Here is a 26,162-nt window from a genome sequence, read left to right as displayed (position 1 = left end):
TGTCTGTTTTTCAAATGATATTCGTGTATCCTGACTATTATTTCAAGTAAATGCCGTCGCCAGGTCCTAATGGCAGGCCAAGTAAGAACCAGATTGCGAATAAAATAATCCACATAATTGCGAAGAATACTGAGTAAGGCAGTAACGCTGAGATTAACGTACCGATTCCGATATTTTTGTCATAGCGTCGAGCAAATGCCAGTAAAATCGCAAAGTATGCAAGCATCGGTGTAATCGGGTTCGTAATGGAATCCCCTACACGGTACGCCATTTGTGTAACAGCCGGTGAGTAGTTTAAGTACATGAACATCGGTACGAAAATCGGAGCAAGTAATGCCCATTTAGCCGATGCACTTGCGATCAGTAAGTTGATGAATGCACAAATAATAATGAACCCGATAAACATTGGTGCGCCGGTAAAATTCATATTTTGTAAAAACTCTGCGCCTTTAATTGCTAAGATTGGTCCAATGTTACTCCATCCGAAATAGGCAATCATTTGTGCTGCTACGAATGCCAATACGATGAATGAAGAAAGGTCACCGATTGATTTAAACATTTGTTCCGCTACATCACGGTCCGATTTCACTTTTTTCGTAACGATACCGTATGTTAAGCCCGGTAGTAAGAAGAAGAACAGCATAATTGGTACAATACCCGTCATAAACGGTGAATTTAAAAAGCCGTTATCTTCCGGATTACGCAGTAGCCCTGATTCCGGTACTACCAAAATCGCCATTAAAATGATGTATGCTAATGTAACAACCCCTGCCCAGCGAAGCCCTTTGTTTTCTAAAGCTGTCAGTGGTTCAGCCACTTCTATTTTCCCGCTGTACTTACCAAAGCGAGGTTCTACGAATTTACCTGTTACCCAAGTTGCGACAACAACTAGTACAAATGTCGAAACGATCAGGAAGTAGTAGTTCATTGTTGCAAGTCCGGTATATGTAGGATCAACCAATTGGGCTGAAGTTTGTGTAATGCCCAGTAATAATACGTCTAAAGACGAAATAATAATATTTGCACTGAATCCTCCGGCAATTGCTGCATAGGTAGCGATTAACCCAACTAGCGGATTTCGTCCAACACTCATGAAAATCATGGCGGCAATTGGAGGTAAAATAATGAAGGCTGCATCTGCGGCAACATTCCCGACAAGACCTGTAAATAAAATAACAGGCAGGATGATTTTTTTAGGAGCACTTAAAACGGTCTTTTTCATTAATGCTGATATTAAGCCACTGTTTTCAGCTACCCCAATACCGATCATTGTTACAACCACGATGCCAAGTGGCGCGAATCCAGTAAAGTTACTGACCATGTTTGTAACAATTTGAATGAGTCCTTCACGATTCAATAGATTGATCACTTCGATTGTTTCGTCAGTTCCTGGCTTAACGGCAGAAACCCCAAGTTTTGATAGAATCAGTGATAGCGCAAGAACAAAAAATGCTAAAATAACGAATAACGTAACTGGGTCCGGAAGTTTATTTCCCGCTCGTTCGATTCCGTCAAGAAACCTATCAACCAATTTTTTCTTACCAGCTTTACTTTCCATATGCGTCCCCCTAGAAGTTTAATGTTTAAAAGAATAGCAAAATATAAAGGAGATAGCAATGAGTTATGCAAATTTTTAGATTTTTCTTTATATTTATATAGTAATTTTGTATATTTAAGGGGTATTTTGGGTGCTAAGCTTTTTCCTAGGGGAGTGTATTTCCCCCAAAATAAAATTGCACACAAAAAAAGCCTGGCGATAGCATGGCACGTCAGTTGTGCCATGTTTCCCATGCTTTCCATTTCGTATTTTATGGTGATGCTCATATGTAGAAACGAATTTTCATTTAACAAGCTCACATCTTCATGTTAATTATTAGTGAGAGCACGTTTTTTCTGAACGTACATATTTTTTAATTTAGCATAATAGGCCGCTGCATGTACTGCCCCTGTATCCTTTTTACGTAAAGCAAATTCGAAAGCCTCTACTAAATGTTCTGTAGTAACCAATTCACTTCTGATTTTAATTAAATCGTAATGCTTATAATTGTCGGGTACTTTCGATAAAATATCCTGATCCCCCGTAATTGAAATTAAATGATCGTCGTTAAAAAATAGTTGTAGCATAGTCCATATCCCCTTTTCTGTTTAGTATCGTGATGCCACCCTTTGATAAGCTTTTTAATTAATCGGCTTCTTACCATTACCCTTTTTTTCACAAAATGAATCGCCAATTTTTATCTGAATTATAAAAAATATAAGTTTTAAGCCTCTTTCGACTGAATGTCAATCGGTCATAAAGGTATTATAAAGATACACAGCCAGCAGTACTTTTAGATGATCTTCGTAATGGTTGAAGTCAATTTTTAATAAGTCTTCAACTTTTTTTATACGATGATAGAGCGTATTTGTATGAATATGGAGTTCCTTTGCCGTCGTTGCCATGGAACGGTTGTTTTGTATATACGTGAAAAGCGTATGGAGAAGTTCATCGTTTGTTTCATTGTTATTCCACAATACAGAAAACGTTTCACTTAGAAATGAGTTAATTTCTTCAGCAGGATGATGTAAAAAAAGCGTACTAATGCCAATATCCCGGTAATGCAGAAGGCCTTTTTCCTTTTGTTTTTTCAAATGAAGAAGAGCCTTTTCCGCTTTCATATGATAATCTTTAGCTTGGCCGGGAGAGTATTGTCCTGTGCTTAATCCTCCCCGGGCTACTACTGTAAACCGCTCATTCCACCAATTCATACCGTTTTTTAATATGTTCGTAATCATGCCTTCTCCAGCTGAATCTCGGGTAAAGGATAGAACGGTAATTTTATTATTGTAGCTAAACAAAAGACTGTTCTCTAAACGTAACTTCTCTTTTAAATATGCTAGAAGAAGCAGTGCATCATTTTCAAGTGAAAGCAAATCCGCATTTCCATCTAGCTCAATTAAAGCAATTTGGAGAAAATGATCATGATGAATTCCTAACTCCTGCGCAACAAGCTCAGCCTGCTGGAGATTTCTAATTTCCAAAAAACGATGGTAGGTTTCATAGGTTTTCTTGTACATAATTTCAGTCTGGGATCTAAGCTTCATAATTTCAAGCGAGAGAGTCAGAGCTCCTTGCTCAATAATCAACTGATCGGGTTGTGATAGAGGGGTGTTCCCTTCTACAATCAGACACCCTAAAAAAACAGAGCCTGACCGAATCGGATAAATATAGCAATCAATTTGAACTGAATCGTACGTTGATACATAACTAGCCTCAGTTTTATTCGCAAAGAGCAAGAATATATCGTCCAGAATGGTAGCGATATGTTGAATATGCTGGGGGACGTAATTTCCTTCAAGGTAATCCGCATAGACAAGCTTTCTCTCCATTAACTTATTCATTTCCAGGATAATTGCTTCCAGTCCTTTATTCTGAACAGATAACTTCGTGAGGTGCGTATGAATTTCTGTACGTTTCTCTAACATCGCATTCGTTTCTTTCAGCTTTTTTGATAAATGGGTAACTTCATCCAGGCTATTTTGAACTTCCGTGTGAAGCTGTGCATTATATAGCGCAGTTGCTGCTTGGGAAGCGAAACTTTGCAGAAGTAGCAAATCCGTTTCACTTAGGCCATCTTCTACATCAAAACAGTGAAATGTCATAACCCCCATCGTTTTTGTTCCAAGTGCTACAGGAACAGACAAAATGGATTTAATAGTAGGGCTATTTTGGTGAGCCTTCGTAATGAATTCAAGATTCTCCTCACTTAAATTTGCCATGCTATTATAAATTTCTTCCGTTGAGGTAATTAACCTTATATCGCCATCCCTGAACACCTTTCCCGTAATGGACTCACCTATGTTAACTTTAAAAAATTTAATGTTTTCATTAAAACCTACATATGTCTTTACGATCAGCTTATCCGAGATCGCATCATACATTTGTATATAACCAGCCTCTGCTGTTTCGACAATCTTCAATGCAGAGTGCATAATTTTTTTAAGTACTTCTTCCAATTCAAGTGTCGAATTAATTGCTCGAAAGCTTTCCATTAGATTCACCACATGGTTTTGGGCTTTTTGATTTTCCCTACTTAATTGTTTGAGCAACGCCTCATTTTGTTCCATTCATTCTCCCCCTTGTTGAATTCAACAACTTTCTCTCCATAACTTTGTTTGTCTGCACATGTGCATGACATTTCTGAAATTATATAATATTCAATAAATATTGAATATAGAAAACGCTTACTTTTTCTTGATTAAACAATTATCATACTCGAAAAATTGTTTATTCCAATCGTTTTCTTATATTCATATAGCTACATTCACATTGGATGAGTAAATTTCAGGGGGAGGTTATTTATGAAAAATGAACAAGTTCCTAATAAAAAGAGGCACATAATACTTTCACTGCTATTTTTAGGATGGTGTTTATCCTATCTTGACAGAATGGCAATGAATGTCGGAATTGTGGAAATTGCAAAAGACTTTAATCTTAGTCCGTCTGTAATGGGTGTTGTACTGAGTAGTTTTTTTGCCGGTTATGCATTAATGCAATTACCTGGGGGGTGGCTTGCCGATAAATTCGGTTCCAGAAAGGTCATTGTGATCTCCATTGTTTTATGGTCTTTATTTACCGTTTTTACCGGCATGGCCTGGTCTTTAATGTCGATGATTATTATTCGTTTCATGTTCGGTCTTGGTGAAGGCGGATATCCTGCTGCAAGTTCAAAAGCAATAGCAGATGTCTTTCCAAAGAAAGAACGGACAAGTGCCCAAACGATCATGATGTCATCGAATTCACTTGGAGGTGTGATTGCTCCTTTAATCGCCACCCCGTTACTTGTATGGATCGGCTGGCAAAACCTCTTTTTCGCGATTGGAATTTTAGGTCTCTTTGTTGCAGCCCTACTCTGGTATTATTTAAGTCCGCAAAATATGCAGGTAGAACTAGTTGAGGAAGAAACAGTTCAAAAAGCATCCTTTAAAGATGTGTTAAAAATTCCTACAAGCTGGCAGTTGGCCATTATGTGGTTTGGCGTAAGTACGGTCATTTGGGGGCTTATCTCATGGATGCCGCCATATCTTGTAGATGTGAGAGGCCTTGATTTGATGTCAATGGGGATGCTGACATCCATTCCGGCTCTGGCTGGTGCTATAGGAGTTATCGTCGGCGGACAGTTGATTAAATCTTTATTAATGGGAAAAGAAAAATACCTTGCGATTATAAGCTTTATCATCATGATCGGATCTCTTTATTTATTATTCAATGCGCCGTCAGTCACTCTCGTTATTATTTACCAATCCATCTGTATGCTTTTCCACGGACCAATTGTAGCGATCATCTTCAGCCTTCCGCATAAATTATTCTCGAAAAATGTGATTGGGTCAACTTTTGGAATGATTAATCTTGGCGGAATGATTGGAGCATTCCTCGCACCAATGGTTATGGGCTATTTAATTGAAGTATTTGATGGAATTTATGCCTCTGCATTTCTGTACATCATTGCCTGTGCCGTTTTAGGAATCATCGCTGCAGCCGGTCTAAAACCGAATCGACCTACTTCGGGCGGAAGAAAGCAGGAGCTCAAAACTTAGAAACGATTTAAATACCGAATGGACATGCATTGATCAGCCATGTCCATTTTATAAATAGGGAGATTATCAAATGTTATTAGACAATTTAATGAAAAGATTAGATGAAAAAAAGGATCGCATTATTGAAATCCGCCGCTATCTCCATGAACATCCGGAGCTTTCCTTTCAAGAAGAGCAGACAGCCAAGTATATTCAGGAGTTTTATGTTGATGTTCCGGTCGATTCAGTTGAAACAAACTTTGGGGGCGAACGTGGTGTCGTTGTAACGATTCAAGGGGCAAAACCAGGAAAAACAATTGCCATTCGTGCTGATTTCGATGCGTTGCCAATCCAGGAAGAAACCGGTCTGCCTTTCGCTTCAAAAAATGAAGGGGTCATGCATGCATGTGGGCATGACGGTCATACAGCCTATATGCTCGTTTTGGCGCAAACGTTGGCGGAGTTTAAAAATGAATTAAAAGGTACGATTAAAGTAATTCATCAACCCGCTGAAGAAGCGCCTCCAGGTGGTGCGATCGGAATGATCAATGCAGGTGTACTGGATGGCGTTGATGCTATCATCGGAATCCATGTCATGAGCAACATGAAGACAGGTCATATTTATTACAGAAGCGGCAACACGCAAACAGGCAGATCCTATTTTAAACTTGTCGTTCAAGGTAAAGGCGGACATGGATCATCCCCGCATCTTGCAAATGATGCAATTATTGCCGCAAGTTCATTTGTCATGAATCTGCAAACAATCGTCAGCCGCCGCATTAACCCATTTGATACAGCGTCCGTTACGATTGGAAATCTGGACGGGAAAGGTACTTTTAACGTGATAAAGGATTCCGTGACAATCGAAGGTGATGTTCGTACAATGACCCCTGAAACCCGGGAAATAGTAGAAGCTGAAGTTCGTGCTTTTACAGAAGGGTTGGAAAAATCATTTGGCGTCACATGTCATCTAGACTACCTCAACGACTACCCTGTTCTGAATAATCATCCTGTAGTAACGGAACATGTACGTCAGGCTTTGGAGCTGGCAGCCATTCCTGAAGTGGAAGCCGTTTTAGAAACACCGCCACTGCCGCCTTCAGAGGATTTTGCCTATTATCTTGAAAAAGTACCGGGCTGTTTCTTCTATGTCGGTGCGATGCCAGCGTCAGGTGAAGCATATCCGCATCATCATCCTAAATTTGATATTAATGAAGAAAGCCTCATTATAAGTGCCAAAGCAATGGCTGCTGTAGTCGCTTCTTACTGTGATGGAAGCGACAATTAGTAATACCCCGCTTATGCCTCTATGCAACTGTTTTATTAAATATTAGCCAAAAGTGCCCTCCTGATTTTTCAGGGGGCACTTTTGCTTGTAATGTTCGACTTAGACAGATATTGTATAATTTACAATCTACTCCTCATAAAACATTTTATTCCTTTAATACAATAGCATAAGAATTTTCTTACGTTCGGTATAATCTGTCTATAGGAGACAACTCGGTATTGATTGTTACATTTGCGACGAAGTACTTGGAGAGGATAGACATCTATGAAAATAACACGCGTCATTAAATATAATTTACTCCGGCTATTTCGGCTTAAGTCGGGGCCCCATCAAGTCGCATCAGGGGTAACGATTGGTTTTATCCCTAGCTGGCTCCCAACATTCGGACTCGGCCCCGTTCTTTCTGTCGGTATGGCAAGACTCATGAAGGCGAATACCGTTTCCGCACTTGTCGGCGGTGTTCTAGGCACATTTATTTGGCCTCTGCTTTTCTTTTTAAATTATAAAGTCGGGAGCTTACTACTCGACCGAACTATTAAAGTCGAAGAAGTCGATGAAGTAGAATACATAGATGCGATTGAACATACGTATACTGGATTTGTGAATTCCCATTCGAGCGGATTCACCTTTTTAACAGGGGCCATGTGTAATATAGTGATTTCCTCGATTCTTATATACATCATCGTATATATTATGTTCAAGACGTACCGGGTGAGGATTTTAAATAAAATTCGATGAGTTTGAAATCCTCACCACTCACTTGGCAGAATTTCGGGAATATTATAAAATTACTTTTTAAAATATAGAAGTAAGCAAGGTGATAACATGCCCTACAGAGGAAGAATATTGGCAACAGGAATCGTTCTCTTATTTAATATAATCCGTTATTTCTACTATCATCAGTATTTAGCTTTGCCCTTTTATTGGACATTTTTCGTTTTAACAGCCATTTTCCTCAGTATCGCATGGTGGGCCGGCAAGCAATTCGATAAGGTCAAATACCTGTCAGAAAGAGATCCGTTAACCGGTGCCTATAACCGCCGTACAGTAGAAGAACACTTTCACAAGGCTGCTAAAATAAGCGATATAAAAAAACAATCATTAGGGGTCATCATGCTCGATTTAAATAAATTTAAAGAAGTAAACGACGTATTCGGTCATCAAAAAGGCGATGAACTGCTCATGCAAGTTACCACAGCATTGGATACATTTGTCGGGAAACATGATTTAGTTGCAAGATGGGGCGGCGATGAATTCGTCGTTGTCGTAGACAATCTGAATGAAGATACAGCTGACAACTATGTCAAAGAACTCCAGCAAGCAATCACACTGAAAAATGCCGAAAACTTCCCAAATGTCGAGGCTTCTGTCGGATATGCGATTTACCCTCAGCATGGAAAGAGTTTTCAGAAGCTTGTCCAAGAGGCGGATGCTTATATGTATAGGGATAAGAAGGAACATTGATGTGATTGTTCCGTAATAATAACTTATATGGAGAAACAATCAACGCTTCATATCCTAATTTTTGTATCACTAAATTCATACTTCAAAAGGCATGTTTTGAATCGAACTTTCAAAACATGCCTTTTTATAATTTAACGTGAATTTTATTTTTAGAACTTTAATCTATCTTCATCCTTCTTTTAAAATCTTCAATTTCGAACGTTTCATTATTTTCTTTAATCCTACTGACTTCACTAAGTAATTCATCCTGTTTAGCATGAATTTTCCTTAACTCTGCCATTTGTTCTTCTTGCTCACATTCTCTCGCATATTCTATCGCACAATCCTTTAATGTATCTGCAAGGTTGTTTAATAGATAATTTTCAAATTTGCCCAGTATGTTCAAATCTAAATATTTCGGACCTATATTGAGTGTTTTTAAAGTATTGTTTAGTTCCATTTCCTTCTGATTCAATTCATTTATTTGGTGTTGATTATTTTCCAACTTCTGATTTGTTAACTTTTCACTTTTACGAAATAAGTAAATAAAAGTCGATATTATGACCACCGTACTTATATAAAATATAATGCCATCGTCAAGATCAACTAATACTAATAAAATTATCGATAAGGTACTTACTAATAATAATTTCATGAAGGAGATCGGAACTGGCTTTTTAAGTTCTATTAAGTTATTTTCAATACATGCTTTATCTGACAGTAGTTGTTGCGCTTGCTTAATTTCACCTAAAACCGACTGCTTATTACTCATTAATTTAACCTCCCAAAATTCCAAGTCATTTACTTAGTTTGGTCGGAACAATAAATTCTAAACATGATATTAAATTAACTAATTGTTACTTCTTTTTTACTTTAATTACCTTCACAACCCCGAAGGTAATTAACAGTATGAAAGAAATGATCAGATCATTAATTTAGTATCAAAACAGGCGAATTATCTATCCATAGTCTGTAAAAAAGAAATGTGCCAAAATCCATGATCATAAAGGATTTTGGCACTCATTGAATTCCTGGAAATTCGTTAGCTTTCTCTAGTTAAACTTACATTAGCCAAGGTATTTCCCAGTTCTCCATTAATAACTGATAAGCTGCCATCGTTTTCAAGAACGATGGCTTTCACTTCCTTTAAGTCTCCAATTCCATCGTTTCGTACAGACTGGAGTATATCGCCCTCGCTAATTCTTTCCTTTTTCATCGTTTCTCTAAGAAAGGAACCGTTCAAATAGAGCAAGCTCGGCTCTGACTTAATGAGTTTATTGAATTTTTTCCACCGTACAGATGTGAAGGTCAATAAGAACTGCAATAAAATCAACAGGACAAATGCTAACAGCCCCTCTAGCAAGCTCACATCTTTATTCAATAAAATTGTAGAGAGTACAGAACCAATGGCTACTGTTACCACTAAATCGAAAGCATTTAATTGGGTTAATGACCGTTTCCCGGAAATCAGTAGAAAGAAGACTAGACCAACATAAGCAAGAATGCCAACCGTGATAATTCGAATAAAACTTTCCAATGTTATCGAGAACATGCTTCTAGCTCCTCTCTGTAATAATTAGCAACTTAAGTAGGCATTCATAAAAAGTAGGTTAAAGATTCTTATTAAACATTCTCCTAACTACTTAAGTTGCTGAATCTACTTTTTATATACCCCACTCACCATACTTTTTAGCTAAAAATGCAAATTTGCCATTCCCTAAAAAAATTCGGTTAGCTGGAATTTATAAGGCAATCGTCATCTGATTATAAAAAAATACGATTCATTTTCATTGGATTTCATTGGAATGCAGTATTGGATAATAAATTTATCTACAACCATGCATACTACAGATGAGGTGGATTAATGACGATTGTACGATTAGGATATGTTGCGATGAGTATGGAGCTGAAAAATGCTTCTCCGTCTCAAACGATGACGTTTACACAGTTTCAAAAAATTAAGGATCGGGAAGCCGCCATACGAAAATTAGAGCGGATTGCACTGAAAAATTTAGAAAATACATTTAGGCTATTAAAACATAATGTCTTTAATGAAATTCATTTCTATCGGTTAACCTCTCGATTGATTCCTCTAGCTAACCATGAAGAACTGCCTGATTGGAATTATATAAAACCCTTATTAGAGAAGTTAGCTGAAATTGGTGAGTATGCAACAAAACATAATATACGAATTGACTTTCATCCAGACCATTTTGTCGTTGTGAATTCACCTAAAACAGAAGTAGTCAAAAACTCTATAAAAACGTTAAAGATGCATTATTTATTGTTAAGGGGAATGAAAATAGATCCGACACACCGGTGTGTTCTTCATGTTGGTGGGAACTATAAAGAAACCGAGAATTCCCTGGAGCAATTCGTTGACAATTGGATGGATGTTCCAAGAGCCATTCAAAAGATGATTATCCTTGAAAATGATGATACTTCTTTTACAGTTGATGATACGCTCTATTTGTGTGAAAAATTAGACATACCTCTTGTATTTGATTATCATCACCATCTCGCTCATCATTACAATGAAAAATGGAATGATAAGTGGGACCGAATTGTCGCTACTTGGAAGGATTCCCCGTTGCCAATAAAAATGCATATTTCAAGTCCTAAAAGCGAGAAAGAATTCCGCCATCATTCTGATTATGTGGACGTAGACATGTTTTTCAGATTTTTAAATGAAATCAAAGGAACAGTACCGGAAATACATTGTATGATTGAGGCAAAAAAGAAAGATGAAGCGTTATTTCATTTGATGGAGGAAATAAAACTTCGTGAAGATGTAGAAATCATGGATGGTTCATCTTTTTATTTAAAGTGACAATAACTGGCACTAAATATACAATAAGCCCCCACCTCCGCTAGTGTTGGGGCTATTTGACGATTACCATCCTTTTCGCCGGACACCTGAGAATATGAATGAAAAGGGATCAAACATTCAAAATAACTTTGCTAAACAAATATGAGAAATATAAACACATTTAAGTTAGGATAGCCCTCTCTAAAAGGGGAATCAATATAAAAAAGAAAGGAGATGAATGGATGAAAGAACAAATAATCAAGTGGTTGTTGGTTACGGGGTTTGTATTTTGTTTTTCTATAACAGCTATCATGAGCGTTTATGCAGCAGATGGCGCAAGACAATTGTTGAAAGCTGACTTACAGGAAAATGCGGAACGAGACTTATCTGACCTTAAAGCAGAAACAGAAAATTCCGAGCAGGATCCTGAGCAGCCTGTTGACCTAAGAATTTTACAACAACGGTATCCAGAAATATTTTTCATAAAAGGTCCTACAGATCAAAAACGAATTGCTCTGACTTTTGATGATGGTCCTGATTCTCGATTTTCAAATGATGTATTAGATGTATTAAAACAGTACAATGTCCCAGCAACATTCTTCGTATTAGGTTCAAAAGCCGTTGCTAACCCTGAGATTGTCAAGCGAATGCAAAACGAGGGTCATGTAATCGGAAATCATACCTACGCCCATCCTAACCTTGTCGAGGAAGCTGACCTCGGAACGCTTGAGAGGGAAGTAACGAAAACGGAAGATGCCCTTAACGAGATTCTTGGCTACCGGACAAAATTATTTAGACCACCTTATGGCTTCCTATACAATGAATTAGTCGAAAAGCTTGGCAATATGAACGATTACGTAATTGCCTGGGATGTTGATTCGTTGGATTGGCAGGAAGATCCGCCAGAAGTAATTGCATCGAGAGTAGTAGACAGCATTCATCCAGGTGCGATTATTCTCATGCATGATGGTGCAGAATCGACTGGAGATCGAACGAATACAATCTTATCACTGCAACAAATTATTCCAAAACTGCAAGAGCAAGGCTATGAATTTGTCACAGTTCCAGATTTGTTGAGTATTCCTTTTGAGAAATAAAACTGCATTTACCTGTATTACTATATGGGGTACTACTATCAAGTATATTAAAAAATGATAGCACCTTTCAAACAACAATTGCTTGAAAGGTGCATTTTCTTACTTCATTTTTAAAACAGGCTTAATAACTGAACCATTTTCTGATTCTTCAAATGCCTTATTGATTTGTTCAAAATCATAAAATTTTACCATTCGGTCATATGGGAATTGTCCCTTTTTATAGTAAGAAATCATTTCCGGGATAAATTTTTTTGGAATGGCATCGCCTTGACTTGTTCCTACAATGCTGCCGCCTTTTAGTGCCAAGATTTCCAAAGGTATATTAAGGCTAAAATCAGTAACAACAGTAGCTATTTTTCCAAAAGCATCTAATGATAGGATTGCTTGTTCAACTACCATATCTACTCCAGTCGTATCAAGTACATGCTGAACACCCTTACCTGTAATTTCGTTGATTTTTTCCGCAACATTTACATTGCGACTATTAATAGTAGCTGTTGCACCTAACTCTTTCGCAAGTTCTAAGCGATTATCATGGAGATCAACTGCGATAATATTTTCGCAGCCCGCAATTTTAGCAGCCATTATTCCACTTAATCCAACGGCCCCAACACCAAATACCGCAATAGAACTACCTGCTTCAGGCTTAAGTACTTTTAAAACAGTACTAGCGCCTGTTTGTAACCCACAGCCTAAAGGAGCAGCCAATGCCAAGTCCATATCCTTGTCAATTTTCACGACATTTCTTTCATGGACAAGTGAGTATGTCGCGAATGAAGATTGTCCGAAGAATCTGGACACCAATGTATTCGTATCTTGATCAATATGACTATTTAAATTAAGTTCGGCATAATTTCTGCAATGTGCAGGGTGATTCGCTTTACAATTATCGCATTCTCCGCAACTTGCAAATGAGACAACCACATGGTCTCCTTTTTGCAGTTCCGTTACTTCAGACCCCACCTCTTCAATAATTCCAGCACCTTCATGACCAAGAACGGAGGGTGGGTTGACCATACCCGTGTCTCTCCCGGAAACATCGGTATGGCAAATACCAGATGCTACTACTTTTATGATTACTTCTTTTGCACCTATTTCAGGCAATTCAACATCACTGATTTCAAAAGGTTGTCCCGTTTTAGGAGTTACTGCAGCTTTTATTTTCATAATGATATTCTCTCCTTGTATTAAGTTTCTTTTAATAGCAGTTCTCTTTTTTATTAGCTTAAAAGATACTTAAATATTTTGTTTCATAATGCCACGTTTATGGGGCATGTAGAAGGTTTCCAATCTCGGTTCATGTTTTTTCAAAAACGCGATTTAACCTTCTCTTTAACTCCGTTTCCCCACCGATATAAAAGTAAACTGTCATTAATTAGGGAGAAATCAATAAAAGAAACCTTTACCATATAATATTCTCGAGCAAAAAAAAGACGCTTTCTTAAAAGAAAGCGCCTTCGCATGTTCTAAAGAGGTATCAGGGAGTTATCCCTTTATCCGTTTGTTTTATTTAGTTAAAGTACGATGTTAATGAAGCATAATAGAGCCGCCATCAACCATTAATGTTTGACCTGTTATATATTTAGAGTCTTCCGAAGCTAAAAAGACAGCAGCACGACCGATATCTTGTTCTGGATCACCGAATTTACCCATCGGAATACCGGCAAGTACACCTTCATAATATTCCGGCTGTGCTTTCGCCCAAGCTTGTACACCTTCTGAATTGGCGATTGGTGAAATCAGGTTCGCTGTAACACCATCCGCACCAAATTCATTTGCTACAACACGCGTAATCCCGCGAATCGCTTCTTTTGCTGCGGCATAGGCAGCTTGTGTTTTATGCCCTTTTAACCCGGCACCTGAAGCAAAGTTAATAATATTGCCGCGTGTTTTCTTTAAATGTGGAATAGCCGCCTGCATTAAATACCATGTAGGATAGAAGCCTGTATCCATTGACAATGCCAAATGTTCTGGTGTTGTTTCAAGGAATGGTACCTGTTTAGAAGCATGTGCATTATTCACCAACACATCTAAACGGCCATATTTCTCGACAACCTGTTCCACGACATTTTTTAGTTGATCATGCTTTGTTAAATCAAATTCAATAAAGCTAGATTTTGGTGAGTGTTGCTGTAAATCCGCCAATACTTTTGCGCCTGCTTCCGGATTAAGATCAACTGCCACAACAATGGCGCCCTCTTTTACCATTGCACGCCCCATACCAGCGCCAATACCGCCAGCACCACCTGTAATGATCACTACCTTGTCTTTTAATTTCAATACAATTTCTCCTTCTCAGAAAAATCACAAACCTAACGTGATTGTTCCCAGTATCGTTAATAAATTTTTGTTACTAACAAATTAAATATACAACTGCATCATTTTAGAGGCAAATTATCAATCTAAGTTATTATGCCCTACCTGGACCAATGCTATTACAGAAATTCGCTTTAATCTAAATCATCCAATGTCAATTCCTGATCTGGAGTAAAGCTGACATATTCATAAATTTCTTCTCCGTTTTCCACACTACGATACCCTACCTCAGTCAGATAATAATTAATGGATTCATTATTCAGTAACTCCTGTATGGTCTTGCATTGTTGCAGCATTTGTTCTCTTGTCAAATCGCCTTTTTCAATCTCAAGCATAATGTGCATCGGCTTGGGTGTTTTTAGCTTCGGTGTCCATGCCTCGGCAACATGATCGTATACGCCCACATCAGTAGACACTGAATTAACTTGCGGTACTTCTCCTTGAAGAAGTGTTAAAATATACTGCTCTGCTTCTGCGCTCAGCTTGTTGGATACCTCTTTGTCTATGTTCGTTTCATGAATAGTATCACTAAAAACTTCATAAGGCTCCATACCAGAAACATAAAACGTATACGTCGTTTCAACTGCCAGCGAGTCCTTTTTCACCACTTCAAACTCATACGTAACATCCGTCCAACCGTACCCTACCTGTTTTATCTCAAAGGCCATGTCTGGATAAGTTTGTTGCAAAAATGTTTCCAGGCTCTCCTTTGCTCTTTGTTTATGCACTGTATTTCCGCTCATTTGCATGTAAGCGAATACTAGGACACCAATTAATAAAACAGCAATCACGCTATATAGTATTTTCTTTTTCATATTAATTTTCCTCTCTTATTTTAAGAATGCAAAAGCCGATCGCAATGCCGATAAAAGTAAATATTAAATGGACAATCACGGCTGTGAGTGCGATGAAAAAAGCTTCCGAAGAACTGTTTGCATAAAATACTCCGAACCAGTCCGTCATATACAACAGACAGTTCCAAATGAAATTCGGTACCCCTGCAAGCAGAACGGCAATAAGAATTGAACGGTAAAACATATACGTAACTGCGCCCAATAAGGCATAGGTCAGGATAAATCCACTATTGTTATTCATCACGGTAGTCCCCATTGCGAGTATAAAGGCAATCGCAACAAAGAAAATCTGTATCGTTGTCAGCTTCAGCGTGATTTTCCGAATCATTTTTTTAGAGCCACCACCCTGTTCTACTTCCACAGGCAGCGGAATTTGAGATTGTTCTGCAATCTGGCGGCATTCCTGGCAACTTTTCAAGTGCTCCTCGACAAATTGTTTTGTCCCTAGCTGAAGCAAATCTTCCTCATATAAAGGTAAAAGATCTTGTATAATCGGACATTCCTTATTCATAAAGTCACCTCCATTAATTTTTGAATCTTTAATTTCAGCCGGTGAAATGTCACCCGCGCATAGTTCTCCGATTTACCAATTAAGACACCAATTTCTGCAAAGCTCAGTTCTCCGTATATGCGCAGCAATACAATTTCCCTTGAGGCATCATCTAATTTTGAAATATGATGTAAAAGTATTCTTGTGTCTTCATTGAGTTCTGCCAACTCTTCTATTGATTGCATTTCAGACTCTGGAATCACTGCGAGTTTTTGCATTAAGCTTTGCTGATACTTGTTTTTCCCGTAATATTTTTTTAACAAATTCCCCGCAATTGCGAATATCCATGTCGACAAGGTGGAATGTCCATTAAAGGAACCAATGCTTTTACAGGCCTCATAAAAGGTATCGTGGCAAAGATCTTGAGCAGTCATCCGATTTCCTGTCTTGGATAAAAAAAACGCGTAGAGTTTTGGATGAATTTGTTCATATTGTTCCTCTAGCTTGTTCATAACTGCCCTCACCTTCTTGTTGTTCGTAGTATTAATACCACGACCCTCTATTTCGTTACAGATTATTTTAAAATATTTTTTTATCAGTGTTTCCGTAGATTTCTTAAGCCAGGCGTAGAAATATTATGACTCCTGATTAGTATCGGAGTAAAAGCTACCTCGAACAGCAAAAAAAAGAGAACTCCGGTTCATTACCGAAATCCTCTATTCCAATTACTCTAAAAAAGGTACATGCTTTCAGGTTACGGAGCCTCTAATACTAGCACTAGGTGAAGCTCTTCCTTGTGCTTTTAGCCAGCTCCTCTTATAATAATCGATCTGAAATCGTCTTCACGGCATCCAAGTAAACTTGTGACTCTTTCTCGTTGTTCATAACAACACCTCTTATAGCCCCTACTGTCTGAGATCTAAAATGATTCATAAAACATAGCTCAACATCATTAAGATCAATTTCATTCGCCCCCTATGAAAAGAGCGTAGTCCTTACAACAGATAGCGCTCGCTCCTTGAAATACTAGAGTTCACCCGAGTGTAGTAGGTAAAATATAGCAGTAGAGAATACAATTCCATTACTATTCTATTACTAGTTTTGTAAATAATCGTAAGGAAAAAGAGCGAATTTCGTTAACATAATCTTTATTAAGCTATACATATATCTATATATTCTATTAACATCCCTTTTCTAAAATAAATATGAATCATATTTTAGATAGGAGATGGAGAAATGAGCAAAAAATTATTAGTGGGAACAGGTATGGCCTTATCGTTATTATTAAGCCCATTCAGTCAATCATTTGCAGAAGAACCAACAGTAGGTGAAAGAAAACAAGTGAGTAATGTAGCACACCGTGGTGCAACAGCTTATGCACCTGAAAATACGATTGCCGCTTTTGATCTAGCAGTTGATATGAAAGCCGATTATATTGAAATCGATGTTCAACGAAGTAAAGATGGTGAATTAGTATTGATTCATGATACAACGGTAGATCGTACAACAGATGGAACGGGAAAAGTTGGAGATTTAACATTTAAACAGCTTAGAAGTTTTGATGCAGGTAGTTGGAAAGGGGAACAATTTACAGGAGAACCAATCCCAACATTTGAAGAAGTTCTAGATCTTTACCGTGGGAAAGTTGGAATTTTAATAGAATTAAAGGCCCCAGAGCTTTACCCTGGTATTGAAGAACAAGTAGCAGCAGCATTAATAGAACGAAATCTCGATAAACCACAAAATGAAAAAATCATTATTCAATCTTTTAACTTTGAATCAATAAAAAAAATGGATCAGCTTCTTCCTCAAGTTCCAATCGGTGTATTAACTTCTAACCGAGCAGATACAACATTAGAAGCTTTACAGGAATTTTCAACTTATTCGGATTGGTTTAACCCAAGTTATGGAATTGTGACGGAAGAATTAGTGAATCAAGTTCACTCTCTTGGAATGCAAATTGGTTCATGGACGGTTCGTAGTCAAGAAGCAGCAGACTTCCTATTTGAAATGGGCGTTGACGCAATCATTTCTGATTATCCGGATTATGTAGATCCTAGAAACTAATATTCCTGTAAAATAGTTCAAGAAAAGGAGTAGTTGCTACTCCTTTTTTATTTGGATTTTTTAGAATAAGAAGTCGAGCTTTCCAACGCAATTGAGCGACTCTTTAAAGAAAGTCGCAGTCACATTCGAATTCACGGAACACTAAGCTATTCAGGGCCTTCTCATATTGCAATTTTTGATGACCGCTTCCCACTCATATACGATATGAATTTCCTGCTTATTTAGGAATTGATCCATTACCAGGTAAACAGAAGCGTACAATGAAGCGAGGCCGAATTAAACGCGCATTTGTTGAAATACAAAGGATATTGAGCGCTTTTGTTTATATTTTGCCATAAAAAAATCACCCCTAAAGTTAGTTTTAACTTTGGGGGTGCAGCAACAAGGGTTGGTTTTTTGCATAACTAAAAAAATGCCAGGCACAGTTCCATTAGGAGCATATATTTAAATTTTACTTAGGAGGTTATTAGCCAGCTCCTCTTATGATAATCGATCTGAAATCGTCTTCACGGCATTCATGAATACTTTAACAAATGCTTCGCGGTCCACATCATGCAATACATGCACGTTTGGTTGATTGCCTGTTGAATTGTGTAAATCTACTACTGTTGCACCTGTTGTAATACCTTCCGTCGACATTTCTACATAGTAGTCTGTTCCTTTGAAAAACTCAGGATGCAGTAAATACATGATGGCAGAAACGTCATGGAAGCGGAGCACATCGGCATAATGTGGCTCACTAAAAGGTGTTGGTTTCGCTACGTCCAAGTAGTATGTCACAAGATCATAAGCCTTTTGGGCAAACTCTGTACCAATGTCTAGAATTTTTTCCGCCTCTGTTTGTGTGACGAATGCTTTGTGCGTCACATCCAACCCGCACATGCTCATCGGTACGCCCGATTGCATCACAATTTGAGCGGCATGCGGATCTACAAAGGCGTTAAATTCGGCAACGGCTGTTTTATTGCCACCCTGAACTGCGCCACCCATCCATGAAATCGTTTCAATGTAATCCTTTACTTCTGGGTGAGCGAGTAATAATGCACCGACATTTGTTAAGGGACCTGTCGCAACAATTGTTACCTTCTCCTCACTCGCTAAAATCGTTTCACGCATAGCTGTAACGGCTGGACGGACATTTTTCGGTACTTCCACTTTCGGAAACTCTACTTTTCCAAAACCAAATGCACCATGAATCTCCTCTGCTACTTCAAGCTTACGGAACATCGGCTGTTCAAGCCCTCGTGCAATCGTAACGTCTTCTCTAATGTAATTTAAAAATGCATGTGCATTGTAATTCGCCTTACTCTGCGAAATATTTCCAGATGCAGTCGTTACTAAACGAATATCAAAAATATCCTTATTGGCAAATGCTACGGTTAGCATCATTGCATCATCAATGCCTGGATCTGTGTCAATAATTAACGGTCGTCTTATCATACTGTATTCACCTAATTCTTTCATTTATAGTCTTAGTATTAGATTGCCATAACCACTGTTGTAATTAAAGCAAAAAAGTATTTCCTGATAAAACCAAGATATACTCTGGTTTAATTATCCATATCCTTATGTCAAGAAAACTCGATTAACATTAAGTCCCAGTCTCCTTCTTATTGTTTGGATTTTCTAATAAAATAATCCATATATTTCCTTAAGCACAAACATTCATGCTTAAGGAGTTGTTTGTATTAGGTATAGGTACTAACAGGGATTGGTTCATAGAATAGGAGAAAATGATTAAGTTGAGCATCTTAAATAAAAGCATATAATGAAGACATAAAGGGGGTATCTTTGATGAAATTTAATCGAATCTTTCAACAATTTGCAGCAATAACCGAGGCAATCAAAGCATTTCCACTAGCTACTATGCTCTTAGTCGTTTTATTCATTGTGAATGTAGCAGAAATTAGCGGTACTGTGACAAACTACGAAAAATGGCTGGCAGTGCTTGTTGTTGCCGTATTTGCTGCATCTATAGCAGACTTATTTTCCAAACGCGTCCTGCCGTATAGCATAGCACTTATTTTTACAGGGCTTTTCTTCTTGATTAGCGGCTCCAATGATCTCATATTAGCGATTCAAACAGGCGTTGTTGTCAGTGCGCTCATGATGGGCTTTATATGGCGCGGAGAGGAAAACTTCAGTGCACGGTTTTTCCATATTTTCAAAAGCGTACTCATCACAGCCTTCTTCTCCATCGTCATCTTTGTAGGATTAATGCTCATCTATGCAGCGATTAATTATTTACTGTTTCCGGTTAATCCACATATTATCGAGTATATCGCGGCTATTGTATTTGGATTGTTCATGCCATTATTCTTCCTGTCCCTGACAATGAAGAAAGAGGAACGCACTCCTATTCTTGAGGTGTTGCTTTCATACGTAATTGTACCGCTGACAATGGTGTATGCTGTGATTTTAGTCATGTATATTGCACTGCATTTCACCGACTGGTCGGAAAATTTACTAGAACCATTATTAGTGTATTTCGCGACAACTGTACTCATCGTGTACTTTTTAAGCTACCAAATTCATAATGGGTTAACGAAATGGTTCCGACTTATTTTCCCAAAAGTGTTACTTGTCATTGTGCTTTATCAACTCGTTGTATCCATCATGAAAATTGGAGAGACTGGCATTACACATGGCCGATATTTTGTTATTTTATTTGGATTATTTGCTATCATCAACGCACTGATCCTGACATTCATGCCAAAAAAGCAATGGCTTGTTGCACCGATTTTTATCGGGTTTAGTTTACTTTCTGTCATCCCGCCTGTTGATGCCTTTACGATCAGTAAAAACAATCAGGAAAATCTGCTGCAGGAGCGGTTACAATCGCTCAATATGTACAATGGAGAAGTTCAGCCGAATCCGGAAATTTCTAAAGAGGATAAACAATTCATTACGGAGAAATTTGATTATTTGCAGCGGATGGATTATCGCGTGGCGTGGCTGCCAAATCAACCTTTCGAGAAAATTTTTGGTTTCTCACCACAATATAAAGATTACTCGAATGAAGTCTATTATACGGCTAACTTAAATGGAGACGAACGGATTATTACTGCAATCGATGGTTACGATTATTTTGTTCAAGTATCCATTTCACAAAATTCACTGCATAGACGCTTTGCATTAACAAACGATACGCAGCTCCGTTTACAGAAGGACCAGCTAGTATTAATGAAAGCCGAGCAAGAGCTTTTAGAATGGTCGTTGGAGGAATTAGACACATTGTTAACAAGTGATTACAGAAGGTTATCTGTAGAAGAAGCTACTCTAATCGCAGAAAACGACCGCGCAAAGTTGCAAATCATCGTACAAAATGCTCAATCCCATCGCAATCAACGCTATGCGGAGTTATATGTTTTTGTGCAGGTGAAGGAATAAGGAATGAAAGAAAAAACCCTTGATATATGGGCTGCGGGGGGTATTTATGGTAAACAGTGAAAATAAACGCAATTCCCTTACAACTCTACAAATAAAATTTCTATAAAAAAGTAAAGCATAAGCTTTCCTATTGGAGAGCTTATGCTTTACTTCAATCTTACTCCAAACATAGTGACTTGTATCTTTCCCATAAAATTACCTAGTTGAAAAGTAACAGTAATTATTTAAAGAAACTGGATTCTTATTTAAAAGATTTCTGCGCCTCGCGCCAATAATTCTCCAAATTTGAGACAATGTTATTGTATTTATGGATAACATCTAAACTAATTTAAAATACAACTAATTATTTTTGCGATTTGTATAACGCAGATTCCGTACAAACTATCTGAAACGAGCAATATTTACAATGATCCCCCGATTTAGCTAACACCGTTGTCGCTAACGGATCTTCTCCACGGTCATTAGGTTCGTCTTCTGAACGACTACCAAATAAATTTAACCCCATTCGAATATCCGTATTTTGCGTTCTGCCAACCCAAGTATAAAATACGCTAAGAAAAGTTAGTATAATGAACAAAGGCGGGATACAATGTTAAAAAAGTATAAGTATTTAGATAAGAGAATTATTAAAACAAAAAGATTATTAAAAAATTCATTTATCCAATTACTGCAAGAAGAAAAGCTCGAGGACATTTCGATTACTAGCATTGTAGAAAGATCAGGAATAAGTCGTGTCACTTTTTATAATCATTATAATAATAAAGAAAACTTATTAAATGAAATAATAGATGATGTAAAAATGGACTTTGTAAATGCTTTTAAGGAATCCTATCAAACATATAATAATTTTAGTATAAAAGATGTAAAAACAACTTCATTACGTGTGTTTGACCATGTTTATCACAATGCAGCTTTTTATAAAGCAATTGTACACTCTGATCTTTTAACTTTTTTTTCAAGTCAATTGACACTAGCTGTAAAAGAATTAGGGGAAACGGATTTTAGAGTATTGGATTCTAAAGTAAATCATGACTTATTTACTTCCTATATAGCTTATGCCATTCCAGGATTAATCATTGAATAGGTAAAAGATGGCATGAAATATTCTCCAATTTATATGTCAGAGCAACTAACGAGTATTATGATAATCTCACCAGAGCAAAGAATAAAAAAATTGCCATGAGATAACTATAAAATTCCAAACTACAAGAATGGTTATTTCGTAGTTTGGGATTTCCGTAAAACTTGTTAAACTAGTCTGCTCAGTTAAGCATAATCAATAGCTTCCTAGAGGAATAATAACTGATAATAATTTCCTGAGTACTTTAAGTATTATTTCCTATAATTTAATTTTGTATATAAGCCCTTTTAGTGTTAATTAAACTTAAAAAGTCTACAAACTCTTTTGATAACATTTAGCCCTACATTCTAATCCCCCGTTTTGCTCAGAAAAAAAGCATTAAATTTCTAAGATAACATTGGGGGATTTTCGTTTACTTAAAGTACCAAAACGCGAAAAGCTGGTGAAAAACTAATATAATATTATTTCCTTCTATTTTTTTACATTCCACACAATACCACGACCTACTAGAATTACCAAACTAAAGCCCCCGTTAGTTCAAGAAGGAACACTAATTTTCAATAAGCATTTTGAAAATTGAGATCGATATGTCAAATCACTTATTAAGTATCTAGTGTGTGCGTGTAGTATAATTGCTATAAAATCATTTATAGGTAATAGGGATTGTTAATATAAAATTATTCAAAGGATGTAGATTAAATGTTGGATAAGTATATGTATCTTGATAAAAGAGTTATTAAGACGAAGCAACAGCTTAAGAAAGCATTATTATCTCTCTTGGAACAAAATAATACTTCCCAAATCACCCTAAAAGATATTATAAAAACGGCTAATGTCAGCCGTGGAACTTTTTATAATAACTATGACAGTAAAGAGAAACTTATAAAAGAATTTATTGATGACATTTTTTTAGATTTGTTACATATGCTTCGCGAACCTTATAAATCACGAGATGAGTTGGAATTTGGAAATCTCAAGCCATTTGCTATTAATCATTTAGAGTATATATCTGAGAAATCAAGTATTTATACGACCATTGTGAATTCAGATTTATTGCCGACTTTCCATGTGAAGTTAATCGAAGTATTAAAGAATCACATATTAAAAGATGTTAAAATTACTAGTTCAATAATAAACCAAGAACTATATGGAAGTTTCTTGGCATATTCATTTTCTGGTTTAATAATAGAATGGGTAAAGAGTGATTACAAGTACACTTCGAACTATATGGCTGAACAGTTAGTAGAGATGATGACTGTTTCAAAGGACCAATCCATCCAAAAAATATGACTGCTAAATTTACCTCTTTATAGTAAAAATAACATAAAACTAAGAAAAGAAATATAAATGTTAATCAGACTAACTATTGATTAATAAAATACCTCCAATAATAAAATTGGAGGTACTTATGTCAAGGTTGAAATTTGTCTTATTGAAAGCCCAAATGACTATTATTCAAATAAACCACCGTCAATAATAAATTCAGATCCAGTAGAATAGCTAGATTCGTCTGAAAGAAGGTGAAGTACAAGATTAGTTACTTCTTGAGGCTTAGCAACTCTTTTTAACGGAATTGTTTTTGAAATCTCGTTTATCAATTCGGTATTTTCTCCTCCTATCATCGGCGTTTCAATTACTCCTGGATAAATCGAATTAACACGAATATTATATTCAGCGAATTCAAGTGCTGCAACTTTCGTCATCCCTCGTACTGCAAACTTGGATGCGTTATAACCAATTCCCCCAACAGTTCCAATTATTCCAGCAAGAGAAGAAATATTTACAATTGAAGCCGAATTTAATTTACGCATAGACGGAAGGACTGCCTTCATAACTAAAAATACTGATAATTGGTTAATGTTGATAATCTTCATATATTCTTCTTTCATTACTTCAATTGGTAACAATTTTATTAGACAAATATTCTCTAAAAGTATAATAACTGAATTTTCCATATAGTCTTCTTAAAAGAGCAGCAGTACAATAACTGTAAGCGTTACCAATACTATTATAGGGGATGATTCATAAATAGACACTTTCTTTCTGTTGACTATTAAATAGGCAATAATCAGATTCTGATTATTGTACAATTCGCAAACAAATATAACATTGTAATTGTGATTATTATATCACTGGAAGCTTGAGGAGGATTTATTATGGGTGAATTTGTAAATAATGACGCAACGAACAATGAAATCAGATTTGACGGCAGAGTGGTCGTCATTACCGGCGCTTCACGCGGTCTCGGACGTTCTCACGCCGAGCTCATCGGATCGCGAGGTGCGAAACTCGTGGTCAACGATGTCAGTGGAGCTGTAGAGACTGTCGCCGAGCTTCGCGAGCTTGGGATCGACGCTGTTGCCGACACGAACGACATCTCCACAGCTGAAGGCGCAGCGGCGCTAATTGCAGCGGCGACCGACAACTTTGGCCGCCTCGATGCTGTCATCAACAACGCGGGTATCTTGCGAATCGGCTCTATCGACGAGCAGCCTGACGAGTTCTGGCACGACTCGATTCGGGTCAACCTGACAGGAACTTACTATGTCTCTCGCGCAGCATGGCCAGTATTCGTGGCACAAGGCTACGGTCGACTTGTCAACACAGCATCGGCTGCCGGCATGTTCGGCGTAGCGAACAACGTGTCATACAACGCCTCAAAGGGCGGCGTCTATGGCCTAACACGTGGCCTCGCGGCGGAAGGTGAACCTCTAGGCATCAAGGTCAACGCCCTTGCCCCGGGTGCATTCACTCCGATGGCCGCAGAATTTGTTTTCTCACCGGAAATGAAAGAGCAGTTAATAGAGTCAATGCCGGTTGAGCTTAACTCTCCCGTGGTTGCGATTCTAGCCCACGAAGACTGCCCTGTTACTGGTCGCCTTATTGAGGCGGGTGCTGGACGCGTTGGCGAAATCTTTGTCGGTGACACTATAGGCATCTACGACCGTTCACTAACGCCCGAGAGCCTTCTCGACGCGTGGGACAAGATGGTAGACAAGTCTGAGTACCGCCTTCCGAAGAATGGTGAGGAAGCCATGGCACTGGTGGCCCTCGCAGCAGAGCGCGCCAAGCGCTCTTGATCGACCGCTCGGCGTTCTGTTCAACAAGCTTTATGATCGGAACTATACGCCAGGAATAATCGACGCGGAACTTCACCGCAATTCACAGATGGATTAAGGATGCAGCCACGATAAAAAAAGAAGTTAATCACATCGAGGCTGCTGAAAAAGTCCAGTAAATTTATTGAGGAGCTAGCTGGAACGGATTTCCGTTCCAGCTAGCTCCTTTTCTTTTTTCTTGTTCATCTACATTGTATAATGAAGTCAATTTACTAGAGGTGGTACGACCATGAATTCCGGCTCTTTCAATTTAGCTGCAGGATTTTTTATAATATATCCCTCTTCATGTGACCACCTAAATAGTGATTTAACACAACGAATCTTATGTCCTAAACTAGAAGGCTTTAAGTGATCTCCTGACTGTATTAGGTATTCTTTCAATTTTTCTGTACTAAACCCATTCATATCAATATCACCAAAAAACCGCAATAAAAGATTATATTGAAAACAATATGTTTTTAATGTAAGAGTTGAATATCCCTCAATTTTTTTATCTTGTTGGTATTTTTTCCACGCTTCGGATAATAACATTTATCTCTCACTCTCCCACTAGGTTAAAACTAGTAATCTAAATTCTAGTATGTTCAGAGTGAGTCTTTTTCATACAAAAATCACCCAAAGATATTGTTGATTTCCGAATTCTTTTTAACTA

The 26,162-nt window shown here is 37.6% G+C and carries 24 protein-coding genes; 11 read left to right on the top strand and 13 right to left on the bottom strand.

Annotation, left to right across the window (positions count from 1 at the left end; genetic code table 11):
- Window positions 1–37 precede the first annotated feature (37 nt).
- From ACQKN3_RS17175 to ACQKN3_RS17165, 3 genes are all read right to left on the bottom strand, one after another.
- Entirely contained in the window at window positions 38–1,558 is a 1,521-nt protein-coding gene (locus ACQKN3_RS17175; protein ID WP_427713563.1) for an AbgT family transporter, read from the bottom strand.
- Window positions 1,559–1,866: 308 nt separating this feature from the next.
- On the bottom strand, window positions 1,867–2,124 hold the full coding sequence (locus ACQKN3_RS17170; protein ID WP_251690245.1) for a UDP-glucose 6-dehydrogenase: 258 nt from the start codon (window positions 2,122–2,124) through the stop codon (window positions 1,867–1,869).
- A 159-nt stretch (window positions 2,125–2,283) separates the two neighbouring features.
- Window positions 2,284–4,107: a helix-turn-helix domain-containing protein gene (locus tag ACQKN3_RS17165; RefSeq protein WP_427713560.1), complete on the bottom strand. Its 1,824-nt coding sequence runs from the start codon at window positions 4,105–4,107 to the stop codon at window positions 2,284–2,286.
- A gap of 234 nt (window positions 4,108–4,341) precedes the next feature.
- Between ACQKN3_RS17165 and ACQKN3_RS17160 the strand changes: the two genes are divergently transcribed.
- The 4 genes from ACQKN3_RS17160 to ACQKN3_RS17145 all read left to right on the top strand — a co-directional run bounded on the left by ACQKN3_RS17160 (window position 4,342) and on the right by ACQKN3_RS17145 (window position 8,308).
- Window positions 4,342–5,577, top strand: coding sequence for an MFS transporter (locus ACQKN3_RS17160; RefSeq protein ID WP_427713558.1), 1,236 nt, complete (start codon window positions 4,342–4,344; stop codon window positions 5,575–5,577).
- Window positions 5,578–5,647: 70 nt separating this feature from the next.
- Window positions 5,648–6,844, top strand: coding sequence for a M20 family metallopeptidase (locus tag ACQKN3_RS17155; protein WP_427713556.1), 1,197 nt, complete (start codon window positions 5,648–5,650; stop codon window positions 6,842–6,844).
- A gap of 264 nt (window positions 6,845–7,108) precedes the next feature.
- Complete coding sequence (locus ACQKN3_RS17150; protein ID WP_427713555.1) at window positions 7,109–7,582, top strand: DUF2062 domain-containing protein; 474 nt, start codon at window positions 7,109–7,111, stop codon at window positions 7,580–7,582.
- A 108-nt stretch (window positions 7,583–7,690) separates the two neighbouring features.
- The gene (locus ACQKN3_RS17145; protein WP_427713552.1) at window positions 7,691–8,308 is read left to right on the top strand and encodes a GGDEF domain-containing protein; all 618 of its coding nucleotides are present in this window, start codon (window positions 7,691–7,693) and stop codon (window positions 8,306–8,308) included.
- Between the two features lie 157 nt (window positions 8,309–8,465).
- On the opposite strand, the gene ACQKN3_RS17140 is transcribed toward ACQKN3_RS17145, so the two are convergent.
- Together ACQKN3_RS17140 and ACQKN3_RS17135 are read right to left on the bottom strand one after the other, a co-directional pair.
- On the bottom strand, window positions 8,466–9,059 hold the full coding sequence (locus ACQKN3_RS17140; RefSeq protein WP_427713550.1) for a hypothetical protein: 594 nt from the start codon (window positions 9,057–9,059) through the stop codon (window positions 8,466–8,468).
- Window positions 9,060–9,329: 270 nt separating this feature from the next.
- Window positions 9,330–9,839 (bottom strand): DUF421 domain-containing protein, encoded by a 510-nt coding sequence (locus ACQKN3_RS17135; protein WP_427713549.1) that lies wholly within the window; start codon window positions 9,837–9,839, stop codon window positions 9,330–9,332.
- A gap of 312 nt (window positions 9,840–10,151) precedes the next feature.
- Here ACQKN3_RS17135 and uvsE point away from each other — a divergent pair, with 312 nt between their 5' ends.
- Together uvsE and ACQKN3_RS17125 are read left to right on the top strand one after the other, a co-directional pair.
- Window positions 10,152–11,117, top strand: coding sequence for a UV DNA damage repair endonuclease UvsE (gene uvsE / locus ACQKN3_RS17130; RefSeq protein ID WP_427713546.1), 966 nt, complete (start codon window positions 10,152–10,154; stop codon window positions 11,115–11,117).
- 221 nt (window positions 11,118–11,338) lie between these two features.
- Window positions 11,339–12,193 carry a polysaccharide deacetylase family protein gene (locus ACQKN3_RS17125; protein ID WP_427713544.1) on the top strand — a complete coding sequence of 285 codons (855 nt, stop codon included), beginning with the start codon at window positions 11,339–11,341 and terminating at the stop codon, window positions 12,191–12,193.
- Window positions 12,194–12,292: 99 nt separating this feature from the next.
- Here the strand turns inward: ACQKN3_RS17125 and ACQKN3_RS17120 are convergent, their stop codons facing one another.
- The 5 genes from ACQKN3_RS17120 to ACQKN3_RS17100 all read right to left on the bottom strand — a co-directional run bounded on the left by ACQKN3_RS17120 (window position 12,293) and on the right by ACQKN3_RS17100 (window position 16,365).
- Window positions 12,293–13,360 carry an NAD(P)-dependent alcohol dehydrogenase gene (locus tag ACQKN3_RS17120; RefSeq protein WP_427713541.1) on the bottom strand — a complete coding sequence of 356 codons (1,068 nt, stop codon included), beginning with the start codon at window positions 13,358–13,360 and terminating at the stop codon, window positions 12,293–12,295.
- A 360-nt stretch (window positions 13,361–13,720) separates the two neighbouring features.
- Window positions 13,721–14,473: an SDR family NAD(P)-dependent oxidoreductase gene (locus ACQKN3_RS17115; RefSeq protein ID WP_427713539.1), complete on the bottom strand. Its 753-nt coding sequence runs from the start codon at window positions 14,471–14,473 to the stop codon at window positions 13,721–13,723.
- Between the two features lie 170 nt (window positions 14,474–14,643).
- On the bottom strand, window positions 14,644–15,237 hold the full coding sequence (locus tag ACQKN3_RS17110) for a hypothetical protein (RefSeq protein ID WP_427713536.1): 594 nt from the start codon (window positions 15,235–15,237) through the stop codon (window positions 14,644–14,646).
- Between the two features lie 88 nt (window positions 15,238–15,325).
- On the bottom strand, window positions 15,326–15,874 hold the full coding sequence (locus ACQKN3_RS17105; protein WP_427713534.1) for a zf-HC2 domain-containing protein: 549 nt from the start codon (window positions 15,872–15,874) through the stop codon (window positions 15,326–15,328).
- The gene (locus ACQKN3_RS17100; RefSeq protein ID WP_427713531.1) at window positions 15,871–16,365 is read right to left on the bottom strand and encodes an RNA polymerase sigma factor; all 495 of its coding nucleotides are present in this window, start codon (window positions 16,363–16,365) and stop codon (window positions 15,871–15,873) included. Before ACQKN3_RS17100 ends, ACQKN3_RS17105 begins: the two co-directional genes overlap by 4 nt.
- Before the next feature lie 724 nt (window positions 16,366–17,089).
- On the opposite strand from ACQKN3_RS17100, the gene ACQKN3_RS17095 reads away from it, so the two are divergent.
- Window positions 17,090–17,920 (top strand): glycerophosphodiester phosphodiesterase, encoded by an 831-nt coding sequence (locus ACQKN3_RS17095; protein WP_427713530.1) that lies wholly within the window; start codon window positions 17,090–17,092, stop codon window positions 17,918–17,920.
- 480 nt (window positions 17,921–18,400) lie between these two features.
- On the opposite strand, the gene ACQKN3_RS17090 is transcribed toward ACQKN3_RS17095, so the two are convergent.
- Window positions 18,401–19,360: a nucleoside hydrolase gene (locus ACQKN3_RS17090; protein WP_427713528.1), complete on the bottom strand. Its 960-nt coding sequence runs from the start codon at window positions 19,358–19,360 to the stop codon at window positions 18,401–18,403.
- Window positions 19,361–19,714: 354 nt separating this feature from the next.
- Here ACQKN3_RS17090 and ACQKN3_RS17085 point away from each other — a divergent pair, with 354 nt between their 5' ends.
- The 3 genes from ACQKN3_RS17085 to ACQKN3_RS17075 all read left to right on the top strand — a co-directional run bounded on the left by ACQKN3_RS17085 (window position 19,715) and on the right by ACQKN3_RS17075 (window position 23,681).
- Window positions 19,715–21,310 carry a hypothetical protein gene (locus ACQKN3_RS17085; RefSeq protein WP_427713525.1) on the top strand — a complete coding sequence of 532 codons (1,596 nt, stop codon included), beginning with the start codon at window positions 19,715–19,717 and terminating at the stop codon, window positions 21,308–21,310.
- Window positions 21,311–21,899: 589 nt separating this feature from the next.
- Window positions 21,900–22,394 (top strand): TetR/AcrR family transcriptional regulator, encoded by a 495-nt coding sequence (locus tag ACQKN3_RS17080; RefSeq protein ID WP_427713522.1) that lies wholly within the window; start codon window positions 21,900–21,902, stop codon window positions 22,392–22,394.
- Between the two features lie 696 nt (window positions 22,395–23,090).
- A complete protein-coding gene (locus ACQKN3_RS17075; protein WP_427713520.1) occupies window positions 23,091–23,681 on the top strand; it encodes a TetR/AcrR family transcriptional regulator in 591 nt (196 codons plus the stop codon).
- Between the two features lie 161 nt (window positions 23,682–23,842).
- Here the strand turns inward: ACQKN3_RS17075 and ACQKN3_RS17070 are convergent, their stop codons facing one another.
- The gene (locus tag ACQKN3_RS17070) at window positions 23,843–24,346 is read right to left on the bottom strand and encodes an SDR family NAD(P)-dependent oxidoreductase (protein ID WP_427713518.1); all 504 of its coding nucleotides are present in this window, start codon (window positions 24,344–24,346) and stop codon (window positions 23,843–23,845) included.
- 201 nt (window positions 24,347–24,547) lie between these two features.
- Between ACQKN3_RS17070 and ACQKN3_RS17065 the strand changes: the two genes are divergently transcribed.
- Window positions 24,548–25,471: an SDR family NAD(P)-dependent oxidoreductase gene (locus tag ACQKN3_RS17065; protein WP_427713516.1), complete on the top strand. Its 924-nt coding sequence runs from the start codon at window positions 24,548–24,550 to the stop codon at window positions 25,469–25,471.
- A 243-nt stretch (window positions 25,472–25,714) separates the two neighbouring features.
- Here the strand turns inward: ACQKN3_RS17065 and ACQKN3_RS17060 are convergent, their stop codons facing one another.
- Window positions 25,715–26,041 carry a hypothetical protein gene (locus ACQKN3_RS17060; RefSeq protein ID WP_427713513.1) on the bottom strand — a complete coding sequence of 109 codons (327 nt, stop codon included), beginning with the start codon at window positions 26,039–26,041 and terminating at the stop codon, window positions 25,715–25,717.
- Between the last annotated feature and the right edge of the window lie 121 nt (window positions 26,042–26,162).

Origin of the sequence: Solibacillus sp. NPDC093137, from assembly GCF_050280445.1 — a bacterium.
In the GTDB taxonomy this organism is placed as follows: Bacteria; Bacillota; Bacilli; order Bacillales_A; family Planococcaceae; genus Solibacillus; species Solibacillus isronensis_B.
The sequence above is the reverse complement of the archived record's forward strand: the minus strand, read 5'-3'. Positions and strand labels throughout refer to the sequence as shown.